Origin of the sequence: Promicromonospora iranensis (assembly GCF_028994805.1) — a bacterium.
Taxonomy (GTDB): domain Bacteria; phylum Actinomycetota; class Actinomycetes; order Actinomycetales; family Cellulomonadaceae; genus Promicromonospora; species Promicromonospora iranensis.
In genome coordinates, this window is record NZ_JAJQQP010000019.1 from 22,119 (window position 1) to 37,215 (window position 15,097).

Annotated in this window: 13 protein-coding genes and 1 riboswitch; of the genes, 10 read left to right on the top strand and 3 right to left on the bottom strand. The window is 73.3% G+C overall.

The genetic code is table 11. The features are described from left to right. Position 1 precedes the first annotated feature (1 nt). Positions 2–106, top strand: a riboswitch (TPP riboswitch). The 3 genes from LUM46_RS25230 to LUM46_RS25240 all read left to right on the top strand — a co-directional run bounded on the left by LUM46_RS25230 (position 101) and on the right by LUM46_RS25240 (position 3,635). Then, a complete protein-coding gene (locus tag LUM46_RS25230) occupies positions 101–1,189 on the top strand; it encodes a thiamine ABC transporter substrate-binding protein (RefSeq protein ID WP_274997967.1) in 1,089 nt (362 codons plus the stop codon). Its footprint overlaps the riboswitch before it by 6 nt. Beyond that, positions 1,165–2,868, top strand: coding sequence for an ABC transporter permease (locus tag LUM46_RS25235; protein WP_274997969.1), 1,704 nt, complete (start codon positions 1,165–1,167; stop codon positions 2,866–2,868). The genes LUM46_RS25230 and LUM46_RS25235 overlap by 25 nt, the downstream gene beginning before the upstream one ends. Then, the gene (locus LUM46_RS25240) at positions 2,868–3,635 is read left to right on the top strand and encodes an ABC transporter ATP-binding protein (protein ID WP_310243053.1); all 768 of its coding nucleotides are present in this window, start codon (positions 2,868–2,870) and stop codon (positions 3,633–3,635) included. The genes LUM46_RS25235 and LUM46_RS25240 overlap by 1 nt, the downstream gene beginning before the upstream one ends. Before the next feature lie 28 nt (positions 3,636–3,663). On the opposite strand, the gene LUM46_RS25245 is transcribed toward LUM46_RS25240, so the two are convergent. Both LUM46_RS25245 and LUM46_RS25250 read right to left on the bottom strand, forming a co-directional pair. Further along, positions 3,664–4,311, bottom strand: a complete 648-nt coding sequence (locus tag LUM46_RS25245; protein WP_274997970.1) for a response regulator transcription factor — start codon at positions 4,309–4,311, stop codon at positions 3,664–3,666. Continuing rightward, positions 4,311–5,501, bottom strand: a complete 1,191-nt coding sequence (locus LUM46_RS25250; protein WP_274997972.1) for a sensor histidine kinase — start codon at positions 5,499–5,501, stop codon at positions 4,311–4,313. The genes LUM46_RS25245 and LUM46_RS25250 overlap by 1 nt, the downstream gene beginning before the upstream one ends. A gap of 163 nt (positions 5,502–5,664) precedes the next feature. Here LUM46_RS25250 and LUM46_RS25255 point away from each other — a divergent pair, with 163 nt between their 5' ends. The 5 genes from LUM46_RS25255 to menC all read left to right on the top strand — a co-directional run bounded on the left by LUM46_RS25255 (position 5,665) and on the right by menC (position 11,294). Further along, positions 5,665–6,087, top strand: a complete 423-nt coding sequence (locus LUM46_RS25255; protein WP_274997973.1) for a DUF6069 family protein — start codon at positions 5,665–5,667, stop codon at positions 6,085–6,087. A 114-nt stretch (positions 6,088–6,201) separates the two neighbouring features. After that, positions 6,202–7,992 (top strand): CocE/NonD family hydrolase, encoded by a 1,791-nt coding sequence (locus LUM46_RS25260; protein ID WP_274997975.1) that lies wholly within the window; start codon positions 6,202–6,204, stop codon positions 7,990–7,992. Between the two features lie 148 nt (positions 7,993–8,140). Then, the gene (locus LUM46_RS25265; RefSeq protein ID WP_274997976.1) at positions 8,141–9,289 is read left to right on the top strand and encodes a M20 family metallopeptidase; all 1,149 of its coding nucleotides are present in this window, start codon (positions 8,141–8,143) and stop codon (positions 9,287–9,289) included. After that, entirely contained in the window at positions 9,286–10,161 is an 876-nt protein-coding gene (locus tag LUM46_RS25270; protein WP_274997977.1) for a GNAT family N-acetyltransferase, read from the top strand. Before LUM46_RS25265 ends, LUM46_RS25270 begins: the two co-directional genes overlap by 4 nt. Beyond that, a complete protein-coding gene (menC, locus tag LUM46_RS25275; protein WP_274997979.1) occupies positions 10,158–11,294 on the top strand; it encodes an o-succinylbenzoate synthase in 1,137 nt (378 codons plus the stop codon). Before LUM46_RS25270 ends, menC begins: the two co-directional genes overlap by 4 nt. 18 nt (positions 11,295–11,312) lie before the next feature. Here the strand turns inward: menC and LUM46_RS25280 are convergent, their stop codons facing one another. After that, positions 11,313–12,497, bottom strand: a complete 1,185-nt coding sequence (locus LUM46_RS25280; RefSeq protein ID WP_274997981.1) for a PrsW family intramembrane metalloprotease — start codon at positions 12,495–12,497, stop codon at positions 11,313–11,315. A gap of 75 nt (positions 12,498–12,572) precedes the next feature. Here LUM46_RS25280 and LUM46_RS25285 point away from each other — a divergent pair, with 75 nt between their 5' ends. Beyond that, positions 12,573–13,337 (top strand): copper homeostasis protein CutC, encoded by a 765-nt coding sequence (locus tag LUM46_RS25285; RefSeq protein ID WP_274997983.1) that lies wholly within the window; start codon positions 12,573–12,575, stop codon positions 13,335–13,337. Further along, positions 13,334–15,049 (top strand): glucose-6-phosphate isomerase, encoded by a 1,716-nt coding sequence (gene pgi, locus LUM46_RS25290; protein WP_274997985.1) that lies wholly within the window; start codon positions 13,334–13,336, stop codon positions 15,047–15,049. The genes LUM46_RS25285 and pgi overlap by 4 nt, the downstream gene beginning before the upstream one ends. Positions 15,050–15,097 lie beyond the last annotated feature (48 nt).

Below are 15,097 nucleotides of genomic sequence, written 5' to 3' on the forward strand. Positions count from 1 at the left end.
CCGGACACGACAGGGGAGCGCCCCACAGCGCTGAGAGTGCGGAGAACCGCAGACCCTTGAACCTGATCCGGCTCAGACCGGCGGAGGAAGTCGAGGCACGATGTTGCGTCTTTCCGGTGCCCACGCGGGCACCATCCAGGCAGGGACGGTCGCTGGAGCTGCCGCTGTCGCGCTCCTGCTCGCCGGTTGTGGCGGTGGCTCCGGGTCCGGCGACTCCGGGTCCGACGGGAGCGATCCGGCGGCGTCGGGCACCGTGACCCTCGTGACCCACGACTCCTGGGCTCTCGACGAGAAGCTCGTCGAGGGGTTCGAGGAGGAGTCCGGCCTGACCGTCGAGGTCAGCGCGGCGGGTGACGCCGGGACGCTGGTGAACCAGCTGGTGCTCACCAAGGACTCTCCGCTCGGCGACGCGGTGTTCGGCATCGACAACACGTTCGCCTCCCGCGCGCTGGAGGCGGGGGTGGTCGAGGAGTACACCCCGGCGGACCTGCCCGAGGGCGCCGAGCAGCTCGGCGGCGCCCTCACCCCGATCGACCAGGGTGACGTCTGCGTCAACGCGGACGAGGCCTGGTTCGAGAAGTCGGACCTCGACGTGCCGAGGACGCTGGAGGACCTGGCCGACCCCGAGTACCAGGACCTGCTCGTGGTGAGCAACCCGGCGACGTCGTCCCCGGGGCTCGCCTTCCTGCTGGCGACCGTCGGGGCGTTCGGCGAGAACGGGTTCGAGGACTACTGGGCCTCCCTGGCCGACAACGGCGTCAAGGTCGCCGACTCGTGGGAGGACGCCTACTACGTGGACTTCTCGGGTGCGGGCGAGGGCGGCGAGCGGCCGCTCGTGCTGTCGTACGCGACGTCGCCCGCGTTCACCGTGACCGAGGACGGCACCGGGACCACCACCAGCGCCCTGCTGGAGACATGCTTCCGGCAGGTCGAGTACGCGGGCGTGCTGGCCGGGTCGGACAACCCGGAGGGCGCGCAGGCGCTCGTCGACTTCCTGCTCAGCGCGGACGTCCAGGCCGCGCTGCCCGAGTCGATGTACATGTACCCGGCCGACTCCTCGGTGGAGCTCCCGAAGGACTGGCAGAAGTTCGCCCCCCAGGCCGAGGCGCCGTTCGAGGTCGAGCCCGCCGAGGTGAGCGAGCACCGGGACGAGTGGATCGAGCGGTGGACCGAGACCGTCGTCGGCTGAGTCGGGCGAGCCTGCGGCCCGCACCGCTGCTCTGGGGGACGGCGGTCGCCGTCCCCCTCGGCTTCCTCGGCGTCTTCTTCGCGTGGCCGGTGGCCGCGCTCGTCGTACGCGGCTTCGTGCCCGACGGCGCACTCGACCTCACCGGCTTCACCGACGTGCTGTCCAGCCCGCGCACGTGGCGGCTCGTCGGGCTCACGCTGACCCAGGCGGTGCTCGGCACCGCCTTCTCCGTGCTGCTCGGCCTGCCGCTCGCGTACCTGCTGTACCGCCGCTCGTTCCCGGGCCGCGGCCTGGTGCGCGGGCTCGTGACCGTGCCGTTCGTGCTGCCCGCCGTCGTGGTCGGGGTGGCGTTCCGCACCCTGTTCGCGCCCGGCGGCACGCTCGGCTTCCTCGGTCTGGAGGAGTCGCTGGCCGGGATCGTCGTCGCCCTCGTCTTCTTCAACGTGTCCGTGGTCGTGCGGACCGTCGGCGGGCTGTGGGAGCGGCTCGATCCCCGGACGGAGCAGGCGGCCGCGTCCCTCGGCGCGGGACCCGCACGGGTGTTCCGGACGGTGACGCTGCCCTCGCTGGCACCCGCCGTGGCCTCGGCGGCCGCCGTGGTGTTCCTGTTCTGTGCCACCGCGTTCGGGGTGGTGCTGGTGCTCGGTGGTGTGCGGTACGGGACCATCGAGACCGAGATCTGGACCCGCACCACCCAGTTCCTGGACCTGCGGTCGGCCTCCGTGCTCTCGATCATGCAGCTCGTGGTCATCTCGGGCGCCCTGGCCGTCTCCGCGCGGGCGCGCCGGCGCCGCGAGGCCGCGCTGCACCTCGTGTCCGCGCGGGGATCGGCCCGGCGGCTGTCCTGGCGGTCGCCGCAGGACGTGACGGTGGCGCTGGTGGGCGCGGCGATCGTCGTCGGGCTCATGGTGCTCCCGATGGCCGGGCTCGTGACCCGGTCCCTGCGCGAGCCGGACGGCTCCTGGGGTCTGGGGAACTACGCCGCGCTCGGGACCACCGGCGAACGGAACGCGCTGGTGGTGACCGTGTGGGAGGCCGCAGCGACCTCGCTGCGGATCGCGCTGGCCGCGACGGTGATCTCGCTGGTCGTCGGAGGCCTCGTCGCGCTCGTGGTGTCCCGGCGCCCGCGGTCCGCCGGCGCGCGTCGCGCCGTCAGCACCCTGGACGGGCTGTTCATGCTCCCGCTCGGCGTGTCCGCGGTGACCGTCGGCTTCGGGTTCCTCATCACCATGGACCAGCCCGTGCTCGGGGTGGACCTGCGGACCTCCGGCCTGCTCGTGCCCGTGGCCCAGGCGGTCGTCGCGATACCCCTCGTGGTGCGCACGGTGCTGCCCGTGCTCCGGGCCATCGACCCGCGGCTGCGCGAGGTCGCCGCGGTGCTCGGCTCCGGCCCGGGCCGCGTGCTGCGAACCGTGGACCTGCCGATCGCCCTGCGCTCGGTCGGGCTGGCCACCGGGTTCGCCTTCGCGGTGTCGCTCGGCGAGTTCGGCGCGACGTCGTTCCTCGCTCGGCCCGACGGCGCCACCCTGCCTGTCGTGATCTACCGCCTCATCGGGCGGCCCGGGGCGGAGAACTACGGGATGGCGCTCGCGGCATCGGTGGTGCTCGCCGTGCTCACCGCGACGGTGATGATGGTGGCGGAGCGGTTGCGCGACGAGCGCGCCGGAGGGGAGTTCTGATGGCGGGGCTGGAGATCCGGGACGCCACCGTGCGGTACGGGGTCCCGACGGGCTCGGCCCGCTCGGGGCGCTCGGCCGGTGTCACCGCGGTGGACCGGGTGTCGCTGACGGTCGCGCCCGGCGAGGTGGTCGCGCTGCTCGGCCCCAGCGGATGCGGCAAGTCGTCGTTGCTGCGCGCGGTGGCCGGGCTGGAGCCGCTGGCGGGCGGCAGCATCGGGTACGACGGCGAGGAGCTCGCCGGGGTGCCCGTGCACAAGCGGCGGTTCGGGCTCATGTTCCAGGAGGGTCAGCTCTTTCCGCACCGGGACGTGCGACGGAACGTGGGCTACGGGCTGGAGACGCAGGAGCTCTCCCGGGCCGAGCGGGACACCCGGGTATCGGCGCTGCTCGACCTGGTCGGGCTCGCCGGTTACGAGCGGCGGTCGGTGCTCACCCTGTCCGGCGGGGAGCAGCAGCGGGTGGCCCTGGCGCGCGCCCTGGCCCCGCGTCCGCGCCTGCTCCTGCTCGACGAGCCGTTGTCCGCGCTCGACCGCCAGCTCCGCGAACGGCTGGCGGGCGAGGTGCGTGCCGCGCTCGTCGAGACCGGGACGACGGCGATGTTCGTCACGCACGACCACACGGAGGCGTCCGCGGTGGCCGACCGGGTCGGCGTGATGGACAGGGGCCGGCTGCTGCAGGTGGCTGCGCCGGACGAGCTGCGGACCGCCCCGGCGTCCGACCGGGTGACGGAGTTCCTGGGGCTGCGCGGCAGCCAGTCCGGCGTCTGAGAGAAGTGTCCAGGCGGTGCGGCGCACCTCACTCCGCGACGGCCTCGCGGACCAGCAGCGCCACCTGGGTCCGGTTCTCCACGCCGAGCTTCACCAGCACGCTCGACACGTGCGCCTTGACCGTGGGCACGCTGAGGTAGAGCCGCTGCGCGATCTCGGCGTTGGACGACCCGCGGCCGATCTCGAGTGCGACGTCGCGCTCGCGGCCGGTGAGCCGGTCCAGCGCTGCCCGCGCCTGCCGTGTCCCGTCGCCGCCCGCGGCGACCGTGTCCATGAGGCGGCGTGCGATGTCGGGCGCGAGCACGGGCTCGCCGGCGGCTGCCGTCCGGACCGCCGCGGCGATCCGCGCCGGAGGCATGTCCTTGAGCAGGTATCCGGCGGCCCCGGCGCGCAGAGCGCCCGCCACCTCGGCGTCGGTGTCGAACGTCGTGAGCACCACGACGGCGGGCGGGGACGGCCGGGCCCGCACGCGGCGCGTGGCCTCGATCCCGTCGACGCCCGGCATCCGCAGGTCCATGAGCACGACGTCGGCCGGATGGGCGTCGAGGACCCCAGACACGTCACCGCCGTCCGCGGCTTCGCCAACCACACTGATCCCGTCGGCGCCGTCGAGCATGAGGCGCAGTCCCGCGCGGACCAGCGCGTCGTCGTCGGCTATCACGATCCGGGTCTCCATCAACGCCACGGTATCCGCACGTCCAGGGTGAAACCGGCGGTGGAGCGATCTGCGTCGAGCGTGCCGCCCAGCAGCTCCACCCGCTCCCGCAGTCCGACCAGGCCGGTGCCGGGCGCTCTGCTCTCCGGGCGAGGCGGGCCGTCGTCGGCCACGGTGATCCGGACCTCGCCCGCACGAGCGGCCACGGTGACCCGGACGGTCGCGCCGGGTGCGTGCCGCCGGACGTTGGTGAGGCCCTCCTGGACCACACGGTAGGCGGCAGTGGCGACCGCGGGTGGTGGCCCCTCGCCGGTAGGGACGTCCGGCAGGTCGAGGGTCACGGTGGTCCCGACGGACCGGGCGGCGTCGACGAGCCCGCGGACGTCGGTGAGGACGGGCGGCGGAGCCAGCCGGTCCGAGCCGTCGCGCAGGAGGCGCACCAGCTGCCGCAGGTCCTCCAAGGCCTCGGCCGCCCCGGACCGGACCCGCCCGGCGGCGGCCGCGAGCTGCTCCGGCGGGGCGTCCGGCCGGAACTCGACCGCGCCCGCCGTAGCGGCCAGGAGGGACAGGCGGTGGCCGAGCGCGTCGTGCATCTCGGCGGCGATCCGGTTGCGCTCGGCGGCGCGGGCCTCCGTCAGCGCACGACCGCGCTCGGTCTCCGCCCGCCGGGCACGTTCCCGCAGGTCGCGCAGGACCTGCGCCCGCGCCTGCCCGAACGCGCCCCAGCCCAGGAGGGCTGCGTGCACGGCGACGTCGCACAGCAGCCACCAGCCCAGCGGCAGCGCCGGAGGCCGCCAGAGAGCTTGCACGGCATGCGCGCAGACGCCCGCGGACGTGACCAGGACCGCTGTCCGGAGCGGGAACCAGCGGGCGATCTGCAGGGTCCCGGCCGTCGCCGCGGGGGTGGCGACGGGCGAGATCGCGGCGAGGACCGTCAACATCAGCACGACCGCCACCGGGCGGCGCGACCACAGGAGGGGCACGAGGGCGAGCGCTGCCAGGGCGACGGCGGAGTCCAGCACCAGGAGCTGGTGCGCACCGAGCACCCCGGGGACGGCGGCGCGCTGCGACAGGACCGCCCAGACCATGAGCGCGGTCAGCACCATCATGGCCGGCGCTGCGACGTGCCACGACGACCAGGGATGGCGGCCGGGTCGGGCAGATGTGGTGCCGTCGTCGGGTGGGCAGTCCAGCGGGTCAGCAGCTGTCATGCCGGCGACCCTACGCACGGCCAGCAGGGCGTGGAACCGACCGAAGTAGGGGGCCCCCGGTCAAAGGACCGGTCAAGTCGGTACTGCAGGCTGATGCCGGCCGGCGCAGGCTCTCGCGAGGCTGTCACCAGGTGCGAGGGACGTACCGAGAAGGAGGAATCCCATGACCGAGAACACAGCAGCCCAGCGCCGGTGGCCCGCCTGGACGGTGCCGCTCGTCGCGGGAGCCGCTGCCGTGGCTGTGTGGCTCGTCGGAGCGGCGCTCGGAGTCGAGCTCGAGGCGCGTACAGGTGCGATCACCCGGTCGGTCACGGTGGTGGCGGTGCTGGTCGCCGCGCTTGTCGTCGGCCTGGCCGGCTGGGGCGTGCGGGCTCTGATCGCGCGGCTCACGAAGGGCGGCGGCGAGGTGGCGTGGCTCGTGCTGTGCGGCGTCCTCCTGCTCGGATCGCTGCTGGGTGCGGCCTCGGGCACCACGCCCGGCGCGGTAGCAGTCCTGATGGCCGAGCACGTGGTGGTGGGCTTCGTCGTGGCGCTGGGCCTGTGCCGGTCTGGGCAGCGTGTCACGGCCGCGTCAACACCTGCGTAATTTCAGGGCATTGCGGGTAAAAGTTCTCTAACCTCTCGGGTGAACCAGGTTGATAAGTCCTGAATTTCCCCCAGGGAGGACGCTCGAATGAGAATCCGAACGAGATGGAGCAGGATGGCGCCCGCGGTCGCGGCCGCAGCAACGCTCGTGCTGACCACGGGCGCCGTGCCCGCCGCGGTCGCCGACCCGGCGGAGGGCGGCTCCAGCGGCACGTCGACGACGGTCGACGACCCGGTCACCCATGACGAGAACGAGCGCGTTCCCGAGGGCGCGGCGTGGACCGAGGCGTACTTCCCGTCGGCGGGTGGCGTGGAGCTGCACGCCGACATCCTGCGGCCCGCCCACCTGGCACCGGACGCGCGGACGCCGGTGATCCTGTCCGTCGGGCCCTACTTCGCGCACGCCGGCCAGACCGGGCCGGAGGGCTGGGACGTCGTGGGCCCGTCCGTGCGGTTCCAGGACTTCGTCGACGGCGCCGAGCTGATGGCGAACGAGTACACGTTCGTCATGGTCGATCTCCGTGGTTACGGCGGCAGCACCGGCTGCATCGACTGGGTGGGTCCGGGCGAGCAGGCCGACGTCGGCGCGGCGATCGAGTGGTCCGCGAGCCAGCCGTGGTCCACCGGCGACGTCGGCATGTACGGCAAGTCGTACGACGCCGTCACCGGGCTCGTCGGCAACAACCTGGGCCTGGACCCGCTCAAGGCGGTAGTGGCCCAGGAGCCGGTGTGGAACATGTACAACTACCTGTGGAGCAACGAGGTGGCCCGGCCCAACGTGACGGGCACGCCCCAGGCGTACAACCACATCGCCACGATCGGGCCCATGGCGGGCGACAGCGAGCGGTACGCCGCGAACGCCCGCTACGAGGACCAGCACCCCGAGTGCCTGGCGGACAACCTGTCCGACCCCAACCACCCCGACCCGGAGTCGGAGTACTGGGACGCCCGCAACCTGGCGGACGACGCCGCAGGCACGGACACCCCGCTGTTCGTGACCCAGGGCTTCATCGAGCCGAACACCAAGCCCGAGGACATGCAGGTCTACCTCGACAACCACACGGGCGTCGAGCGCGGCTGGCTCGGCCCGTGGGACCACGTGCGGGGCAACGACACCGTCTCCGACGGGCGCCTCGCGATGGGGCGGGAAGGCTTCTTCGACGAGGTGATGCGGTTCTACGACGAGCACCTCAAGGGCGTGGAGCCGAGCGCCGAGGACCCGGCGTACGCGATCCAGGACAGCACCGGCGCCTGGCGTGCACAGGACACGTGGCCCGAGGTCGACCGCTCGACCGTGGCCAGGCTGCGGCACGGCGCCTACGTGGACGACGGCGGGCCGTCGTCGCGTGCGGCGACGGGGCGGACGGCGGCGCGGGTCGACGGCTGGGACATGGAGAACGCGCCGGCGCTCCCCGAGCGGGGCCGGTCAGCTGCCAGGGCGGGCGCGGCGTCGTCGTCGTACCTGACCTTCTCGAGGCCGGTGGCATCGGCCGTGCGGATCACGGGCACACCCTCGGTCTCGCTCCGCGCGGGAGGTTCCGGGGACGTGATGGTGCGGCTGTGGGACGTCGCGCCGGACGGCACGGCGACCATGTTCGACGAGAACGTGGCCCGCATCGAGCGGCGCGGGCGCACGGCGTTCGACCTGAAGTCGGCCGACTGGACCCTCGCCGAGGGGCACCAGCTCGGCGTGCAGATCGGGACCATCGAGTCGGACGGCTGGCTGGCCGAGCCGTCCGGCAAGCGGGTGCTCGTGACCGGCGCCCGGCTCTCGCTCGACCTGCAGGACCCGTCCGGCGACACCGCGACCGAGGGCGCGCCGGCGCCCTACCTGGAGCGCTACCTCTCCTGGTACACGACCACGTTCGCCGACGTGGGGAAGGGCAGCTTCGTCCTGAACCCCTGACCCCTGCCTTGTGGTGGGCGTGACCGTTGCGACGACGTGTCCGTCGTTGGCGCAACGATCACGTCCACCACGTGCTGCCCCCGCGCGGGAGGGGCGGAGCACAGCGAGGAGGTCCACCCCGAGGCGGGGCGGCCGATACCGTGCCTGCATGGCCTTCCACGAGACTCCCGCCGGACCCGACGTCGACGCACTGATCGAGGACCTGCGGACGCTGGTCGAGTGCGAGTCACCGTCGTCGGACCCGGGCGCGCTGGCCCGGTCGGCGGACCTGGTGGCCCGGCTCGGCACCGCGCACCTCGGTGCCGAGCCCGAGCGGCTCGGCATCCACCTGCGGTGGCGGCTCGGCGGCCCGACGCGTGTGCTCCTGCTGGCGCACCACGACACGGTGTGGCCGGTCGGCACCCTCCGGACGCACCCGTTCGGCATCTCCGACGGGGTGCTGCGCGGTCCTGGCAGCTTCGACATGAAGACCGGCCTGGCCATGGTGCTGCACGTGCTGGGGTCCCTCGACGACCGGACCGGCGTCACCCTGCTGGTGACCGGCGACGAGGAGCTCGGCTCGCCGTCGTCCCAGGCGCTCATCGAGGACGAGGCGCGCGGGGCGGACGCCGCGCTGGTGCTGGAGGCCTCGGCCGACGGCGGTGCGCTCAAGCTGGAGCGCAAGGGCACCTCGATCTACCGGGTGCTGGTGAAGGGCAGGGCCGCGCACGCGGGCCTGGAGCCGGAGAAGGGCGTGAACGCCTCGGTCGAGCTGGCGCACCAGGTGCTCGCGGTCGCCGCGCTGGGCGATCCGGCGCTCGGGACCACCGTCACGCCGACCGACGCCGTCTCCGGCACCACCCGGAACACGGTCCCGGCCGACGCGTCGTTCGCCGTCGACGTCCGGGCGCGGACCGCCGCGGAGCAGCACCGGGTCGACACCGCTCTGCGTGCGCTGGTCCCCGTGCTGCCCGGCGCGGTGCTCGAGATCGAGGGCGGGATCAACCGGCCGCCGCTGGAGGGAGCGTTGTCCGCCGCACTCTTCGCGCGTGCGTCGCGGCTCGCGGCGGCGGCCGGCTTCCCGACGCTCACCGGAGTGGCGGTGGGCGGGGCGTCCGACGGCAACTTCGCCGCCGGCGTCGGCACGCCCACGCTGGACGGTCTCGGGGCAGTGGGCGGCGGCGCGCACGCCGACGACGAGCACGTCCTCGTCGACCGGATCGCCGACCGGACGGCGCTGCTGCGCGCGCTGGTGGTCGACCTGATCGCGAACCCGGCCGGCGACCGGGACGGCACGAGCCCGGCAGGTGCCCGGTGACCGCCCCGGATGGCGACGCGGTGGGCGACGTCGCCGCCGCCGACGAGCCGCTCGCCGACGCCGTCCGCGCCGCCGACGCCGCAGCCCGCTCGGCCGGCATCGAGATCCGTGAGGTCGACGACATGGCCGGCCACACCGCCGTCGACCGGCTGTGGACGGCGGTCTGGGGCGGGTCCGCGATGTCCGCCGAGCTGTTGCGGGCGCTGGCCAAGGCGCACAACTACGTCGCGGCCGCCTACGCGGGCGGCCGGATGGTCGGCGCGTGCGCCGGGTTCTTCCACGCCCCGGCCGAGCGGGCCCTGCACAGCCACGTCGCCGGGGTGTCCGCCGAGGCGGCGGGCCGCGGGGTCGGGTTCGCGCTCAAGCTGCACCAGCGGGTCTGGGCGCTCGAACGGGGCCTCGACGCCATCACCTGGACCTACGACCCGCTGATCGCCCGGAACGCCCACTTCAACCTCACCAAGCTGCACGCGCGGCCGGTCGAGTACCTGCCGAACTTCTACGGCGCGATGCCCGATGCGATCAACCGGGGCGACGAGTCCGACCGGGTCCTCGTGCGCTGGGACCTGCGCGACCCGGACGTCGCGGCGGCGTGCATGGGATCTCGATCGGCTCGACCAGCGGAGGAGGGCGGCCTCCGCACGGTGGCCGTACCCGCCGACATCGAAGCCCTGCGCACGACCGACCCGGCCGCGGCCCGGCGCTGGCGCGCGGCGGTCCGCGACGGCCTGCTGCCGGTGCTGTCCGGTGGCGGGGCCGTCGTCGGGTTCGGCCGTGACGGCTACCTGGTGCGTACGGCGGCGCCCACCGCGCCGCCCGGTGAGCCGACGAGCGGACCGACGAGCGACCCGACCACCGAGGAGACCGCATGACCAGCACAGGCATGAACATCCGGGGCATCGAGCTGCGCCGCGTCGAGCTTCCGCTCGTGTCGCCGTTCCGCACGTCGTTCAGCACGCAGACCGAGCGCGACGTGCTCCTGCTGCGTGTCGAGACCGATGACGGCGAGGGCTGGGGCGAGTGCGTCGCGGGGGAGGACCCGCTGTACTCCTCGGAGTACGTCGACGCCTCCGCCGACGTGCTGCGCCGGTTCCTCGTCCCCGCGCTGAGCGCGTACCGCGAGGGCGCCGGGATCACGTCGGCGATCGACGTCGGGCAGGCGCTCGCTCCGGTCAAGGGGCACCGCATGGCCAAGGCGGCCCTGGAGATGGCGGTGCTCGACGCCGAGCTGCGCGCCCAGGGGCGGCCGCTGTCCCGGGAGCTGGGCTCCGTCGTCGACCGGGTGCCGAGCGGCGTCTCCGTGGGTATCCAGGATTCGATACCGCGGCTGCTCGACGCCGTCGGCGGCTACCTCGCCGAGGGGTACGTGCGGATCAAGCTGAAGATCGAGCCGGGCTGGGACCTGGAGCCCGTCCGGGCGGTACGGGAGCGCTTCGGCGACGACGTGCTGCTGCAGGTCGACGCGAACACCGCCTACACGCTGCGGGACGCGCGCCACCTCGCACGCCTCGACCCGTTCGACCTGCTGCTGATCGAGCAGCCGCTGGAGGAGGAGGACGTGCTGGGGCACGCGGAGCTCGCGCGCCGGATCGAGATGCCGGTCTGCCTCGACGAGTCCATCGTCTCCGCGCAGACCGCGGCCGCCGCGATCACGCTCGGCGCCTGCTCGATCATCAACATCAAGCCCGGGCGCGTGGGCGGCTACCTCGAGGCCCGGCGCATCCACGATCTCGCCGTCGCGCACGGTGTCGCCGTCTGGTGCGGCGGAATGCTGGAGACCGGGATCGGGCGGGCGGCGAACGCGGCGCTCGCCGCGCTGCCGGGGTTCACGCTGCCCGGTGACATCTCGGCATCAGGCCGTTTTTATGCCACCGACATCACGGAGCCGTTCGTGCTCGACGACGGCCACATCGCCGTGCCGACCGGCCCCGGCCTGGGCGTGACGCCGCTGCCCGAGATACTCGACGAGGTGACCACCACGACCGAGTGGATACCGCTGCCCTGACCCACCGCACAGCCAGGGTCAGTGGTGGCCCGGGGGGCCGAAGCCCGTGGCGCCCCAGGGGCTGGCCGGCGGGCGCGGCTGCCTCGCGAGGAAGGTGGCCCGTGCCTGCTGCATGACCCACACCAGGTACTGCCGCTGCTGCTCCAGCCCGTGCGGGTCGAGGTCCCTCTGCGCGCCCGCGCGCTGGTGCAGCAGGGCGAGCTCCGTGGCAGCCTGCTGGTAGTCGGTCATGGCGCGCTCGGCGGGGCGGCCGCCCGCGGCCCGGGCCCAGCGCCGCGCCGCCCGGCGGCCGGGCAGGGTCGACAGCATCCGCAGGTCGTCGGGCGTGACGATGCCGACCGGGCCGTACAGCGGCAGGTAGTGGCCGATGAGCTGGACGATCCGACGCCGGTCGCGGGCCAGGATCACGATCAGCCCGATCAGCACCATGAACCCGACGAGGTACGCGCCGGCGAGGCCGGGGAGCCCGAACTTCGTGGAGCCGTTCCACAGGCTGTGGAGGGCGATGGCGCCGAGCAGACCGTAGAGCGGCGCCCGGCGGCGCAGCTTCCCGGGCCCGGCCAGGGCAGCCACCGCCACGCCGATACCGGTCATCGCCGTGCACAGCGGGTGCAGCAGCGGCGAGACGATGGCCCGCAGCACGAACACGTACCCCAGCTGGTTCACCTCGAGCGCGTCGATGAAGTACTGGATGTTCTCCGTCGCGGCGAAGCCGAGACCCACCATCGCGGCGTAGATGACGCCGTCGGTCGGTCCGTTCAGCTCCTCCCTGCGCCACCAGAGCATGCCGAACAGGACCGCGCCCTTGAGCAGCTCCTCGACCACCGGCGCGCCGAACGTCGCGACGATGTACCAGCCCTCCTCCTCGCCGGTGAGCTCGGTCTCGGTCAGGAGCGACAGGCCCAGCGTGTTGAGGATGCTCGCGAACAGCGCGGCGACCCCGGCGCCCCACAGGAACGCGAAGATCAGGGCGTTCGGCGGCTCCGGCTCCAGCCGGTCCAGCGCGAGCACCAGCGGCAGCCAGACGGCGACCGGCAGCACCGCGAGCAGCAGCCCGACGACGAACGACGCGCCGCCCGTGATCGCGTCGAACGCGAGGATGAGGAGCAGGCAGAGCGACGCGAAGACGATCCCCAGGATCACTCCGATCGGGGCACGCCCGGGGGCACGACCCGTGAGGATCGCACTGGGATCGATGGCCATGCCAGGGACACTACCGACTCGACGCCTGGGACGGCGGGCGACAGACCGCCCCCACGCACGGCTACGCTGGCGCCCGTGCCCCAACGTGTCGCTCTCGAGCTCGCTGTCCAGGACCCGGCCGGGGCGGTGATCGCAGCCGACGTCGGCGCCCGGCGCGTCGAGCTCTGCTCCGCGCTCGGCGCCACCGGTGGCCTCACACCGAGCGCCGCACTCATCGAGGCCGTGGTCGACGCCGCGGCGGTGGTCCCGTCGTCCGACAACGCCCCTCTCCTCGAGGTGCACGTGCTGGTGCGGCCCCGGCCGGGCGGTTTCGTGTACTCGTCCGCCGAGATCGACCTGATGCTCCGCGACGTGACCCTGGCGACCGACCAGGGCGCCGACGGTGTCGTGCTGGGCGCCCTGACGTCGTCCGGCACCGTGGACGTCGCGCGCATGCGCGACCTGATCGCCGCCGCAGAGGACGCCGAGGTGACGTTCCACCGCGCCCTCGACGTGATCGCCGACCCGCTGGCCGCCCTCGACACGCTCGCCGAGCTGGGTGTGGCGCGTGTGCTCACCTCCGGCGGCGCGGCCCGCGCGGGTGCCGGCCTGAGCCGGCTGGCCGCCCTCGTCGAGCGCAGCGCGGAGCTGGGCATCGAGGTCATGGCGGGCGGCGGCGTGACGGCGGCGGACATCCCGGCCCTGCTCGGCACCGGTGTCGATGCCGTCCATCTCTCGGCGAAGCGTTCGGTGGTCGACGCCGGCGGACCCGGCGGCGGGGACGAGGCCGGCTACGAGGTGACCGACCCGACACTGGCCAGGGCTGCGGCGGAGGCGCTCCGGACTACGGTTGTCCCATGACCTCAGTGCCAGCCCGTCTGCCTGTCGATGCCACCACCACCAACGCCTGGGGCTCGCTCACCGAGCTCTCCAAGAACCTCCGGCCCGACCTGCGCGGTTGGTTCGCCGCGGACCCGGCCCGGGCCGAGCGTCTGAGCCACCAGGCCGCCGACCTGCACGTGGACCTGTCGAAGAACCTGGTCACGGACGACGTCCTCGCCGCGCTCCTGGCCCTGGCCGACGAGGTGAAGCTCACCGAGCGCCGCGACGCGATGTTCGCCGGCGAGCACATCAACGTCACCGAGGACCGCGCGGTGCTGCACACGGCGCTGCGCCGCCCGGCCGAGGAGCCCCTGACCGTCGACGGCCAGGACATCACCGCGGACGTGCAGGACGAGCTCGCCAAGGTGTACGCGTTCGCGGAGAAGGTCCGCTCCGGAGAGTGGACGGGCGTCACCGGCGAACCGGTCCGGACCATCGTGAACATCGGCATCGGGGGCTCCGACCTCGGCCCCGTCATGGCGTACGAGGCCCTCGAGCCGTACGTCCAGGACGGGCTGGAGGTCCGGTTCGTCTCCAACATCGACCCCACCGACGTCGCGCAGAAGACCGCCGACCTCGACCCCACCACGACCCTGTTCATCGTCGCGTCCAAGACGTTCGGGACCCTCGAGACCCTCACCAACGCGCGGCTCGCCCGCGACTGGCTGTGGCGCTCGCTGGTGGCCGCCGGGGCCGTCGAGGACTCCGAGGAGGGCCGCGCCGACGCCGTCGCGAAGCACTTCGTGGCAGTGTCCACCGCCCTCGACAAGGTCGAGGCGTTCGGGATCGACCCCGAGAACGCGTTCGGGTTCTGGGACTGGGTGGGTGGCCGCTACTCCGTGGACTCGGCGATCGGCACCTCGCTCGCCGTGGCGATCGGGCCGGACGCGTTCGCCGAGTTCCTGGGCGGATTCCACGCGATGGACGAGCACTTCCGCACCGAGCCGCTCGAGCGCAACGTGCCGGTCCTGATGGGGCTCCTCAACGTCTGGTACGTGAACTTCCGCGACGCGCACACGCACGCCGTCCTGCCGTACGCGCAGCAGCTGCACCGGTTCCCGGCGTACCTGCAGCAGCTCACCATGGAGTCCAACGGCAAGTCCGTGCGCTGGGACGGCACGCCCGTCACGTCGGACACGGGCGAGGTCTTCTGGGGCGAGCCGGGCACCAACGGTCAGCACGCGTTCTACCAGCTCATCCACCAGGGCACACGCACCATCCCGGCCGACTTCATCGCCGTCGCGAACCCGGCCTACCCGCTGACCGACGCCGTGGGCGACGGTGGCGCGGTCGAGGCGGGCGCCGACGTGCACGGCCTGTTCCTCGCGAACTTCTTCGCGCAGACCAAGGCGCTCGCGTTCGGCAAGACGGCGGACGAGGTGCGGGCCGAGGGCGTCGCGGAGGACCTGGTCTCGGCGAAGGTGTTCAGCGGCAACCGGCCGACGACGTCGATCCTCGCCCCCGCACTGACCCCGTCGGTGCTCGGGCAGCTGGTCGCGCTGTACGAGCACATCACGTTCGTGCAGGGCGTCGTCTGGGGCATCGACTCGTTCGACCAGTGGGGTGTCGAGCTCGGCAAGAAGCTCGCCCTCGAGATCGCCCCGGCGGTCGCCGGTGACGAGGCGGCCCTGGCGGCGCAGGACCCGTCGACGGCAGCCCTGATCGCGAAGTACCGCGAGCTGCGCGCCTGACCCACAACCAAGGGACTGGGTGGATGAGAGGTTTCTCATCCGCACCAA

Coding starts and splice junctions, on each gene's coding strand:
- LUM46_RS25265 (WP_274997976.1), top strand. CDS start 8,141: ATGGCCTTCCACGAGACTCCCGCCGGACCCGACGTCGACGCACTGATC.
- LUM46_RS25250 (WP_274997972.1), bottom strand. CDS start 5,501: ATGACAGCTGCTGACCCGCTGGACTGCCCACCCGACGACGGCACCACA.
- pgi (WP_274997985.1), top strand. CDS start 13,334: ATGACCTCAGTGCCAGCCCGTCTGCCTGTCGATGCCACCACCACCAAC.
- LUM46_RS25230 (WP_274997967.1), top strand. CDS start 101: ATGTTGCGTCTTTCCGGTGCCCACGCGGGCACCATCCAGGCAGGGACG.
- LUM46_RS25260 (WP_274997975.1), top strand. CDS start 6,202: ATGGCGCCCGCGGTCGCGGCCGCAGCAACGCTCGTGCTGACCACGGGC.
- LUM46_RS25240 (WP_310243053.1), top strand. CDS start 2,868: ATGGCGGGGCTGGAGATCCGGGACGCCACCGTGCGGTACGGGGTCCCG.
- LUM46_RS25245 (WP_274997970.1), bottom strand. CDS start 4,311: ATGGAGACCCGGATCGTGATAGCCGACGACGACGCGCTGGTCCGCGCG.
- menC (WP_274997979.1), top strand. CDS start 10,158: ATGACCAGCACAGGCATGAACATCCGGGGCATCGAGCTGCGCCGCGTC.
- LUM46_RS25255 (WP_274997973.1), top strand. CDS start 5,665: ATGACCGAGAACACAGCAGCCCAGCGCCGGTGGCCCGCCTGGACGGTG.
- LUM46_RS25280 (WP_274997981.1), bottom strand. CDS start 12,497: ATGGCCATCGATCCCAGTGCGATCCTCACGGGTCGTGCCCCCGGGCGT.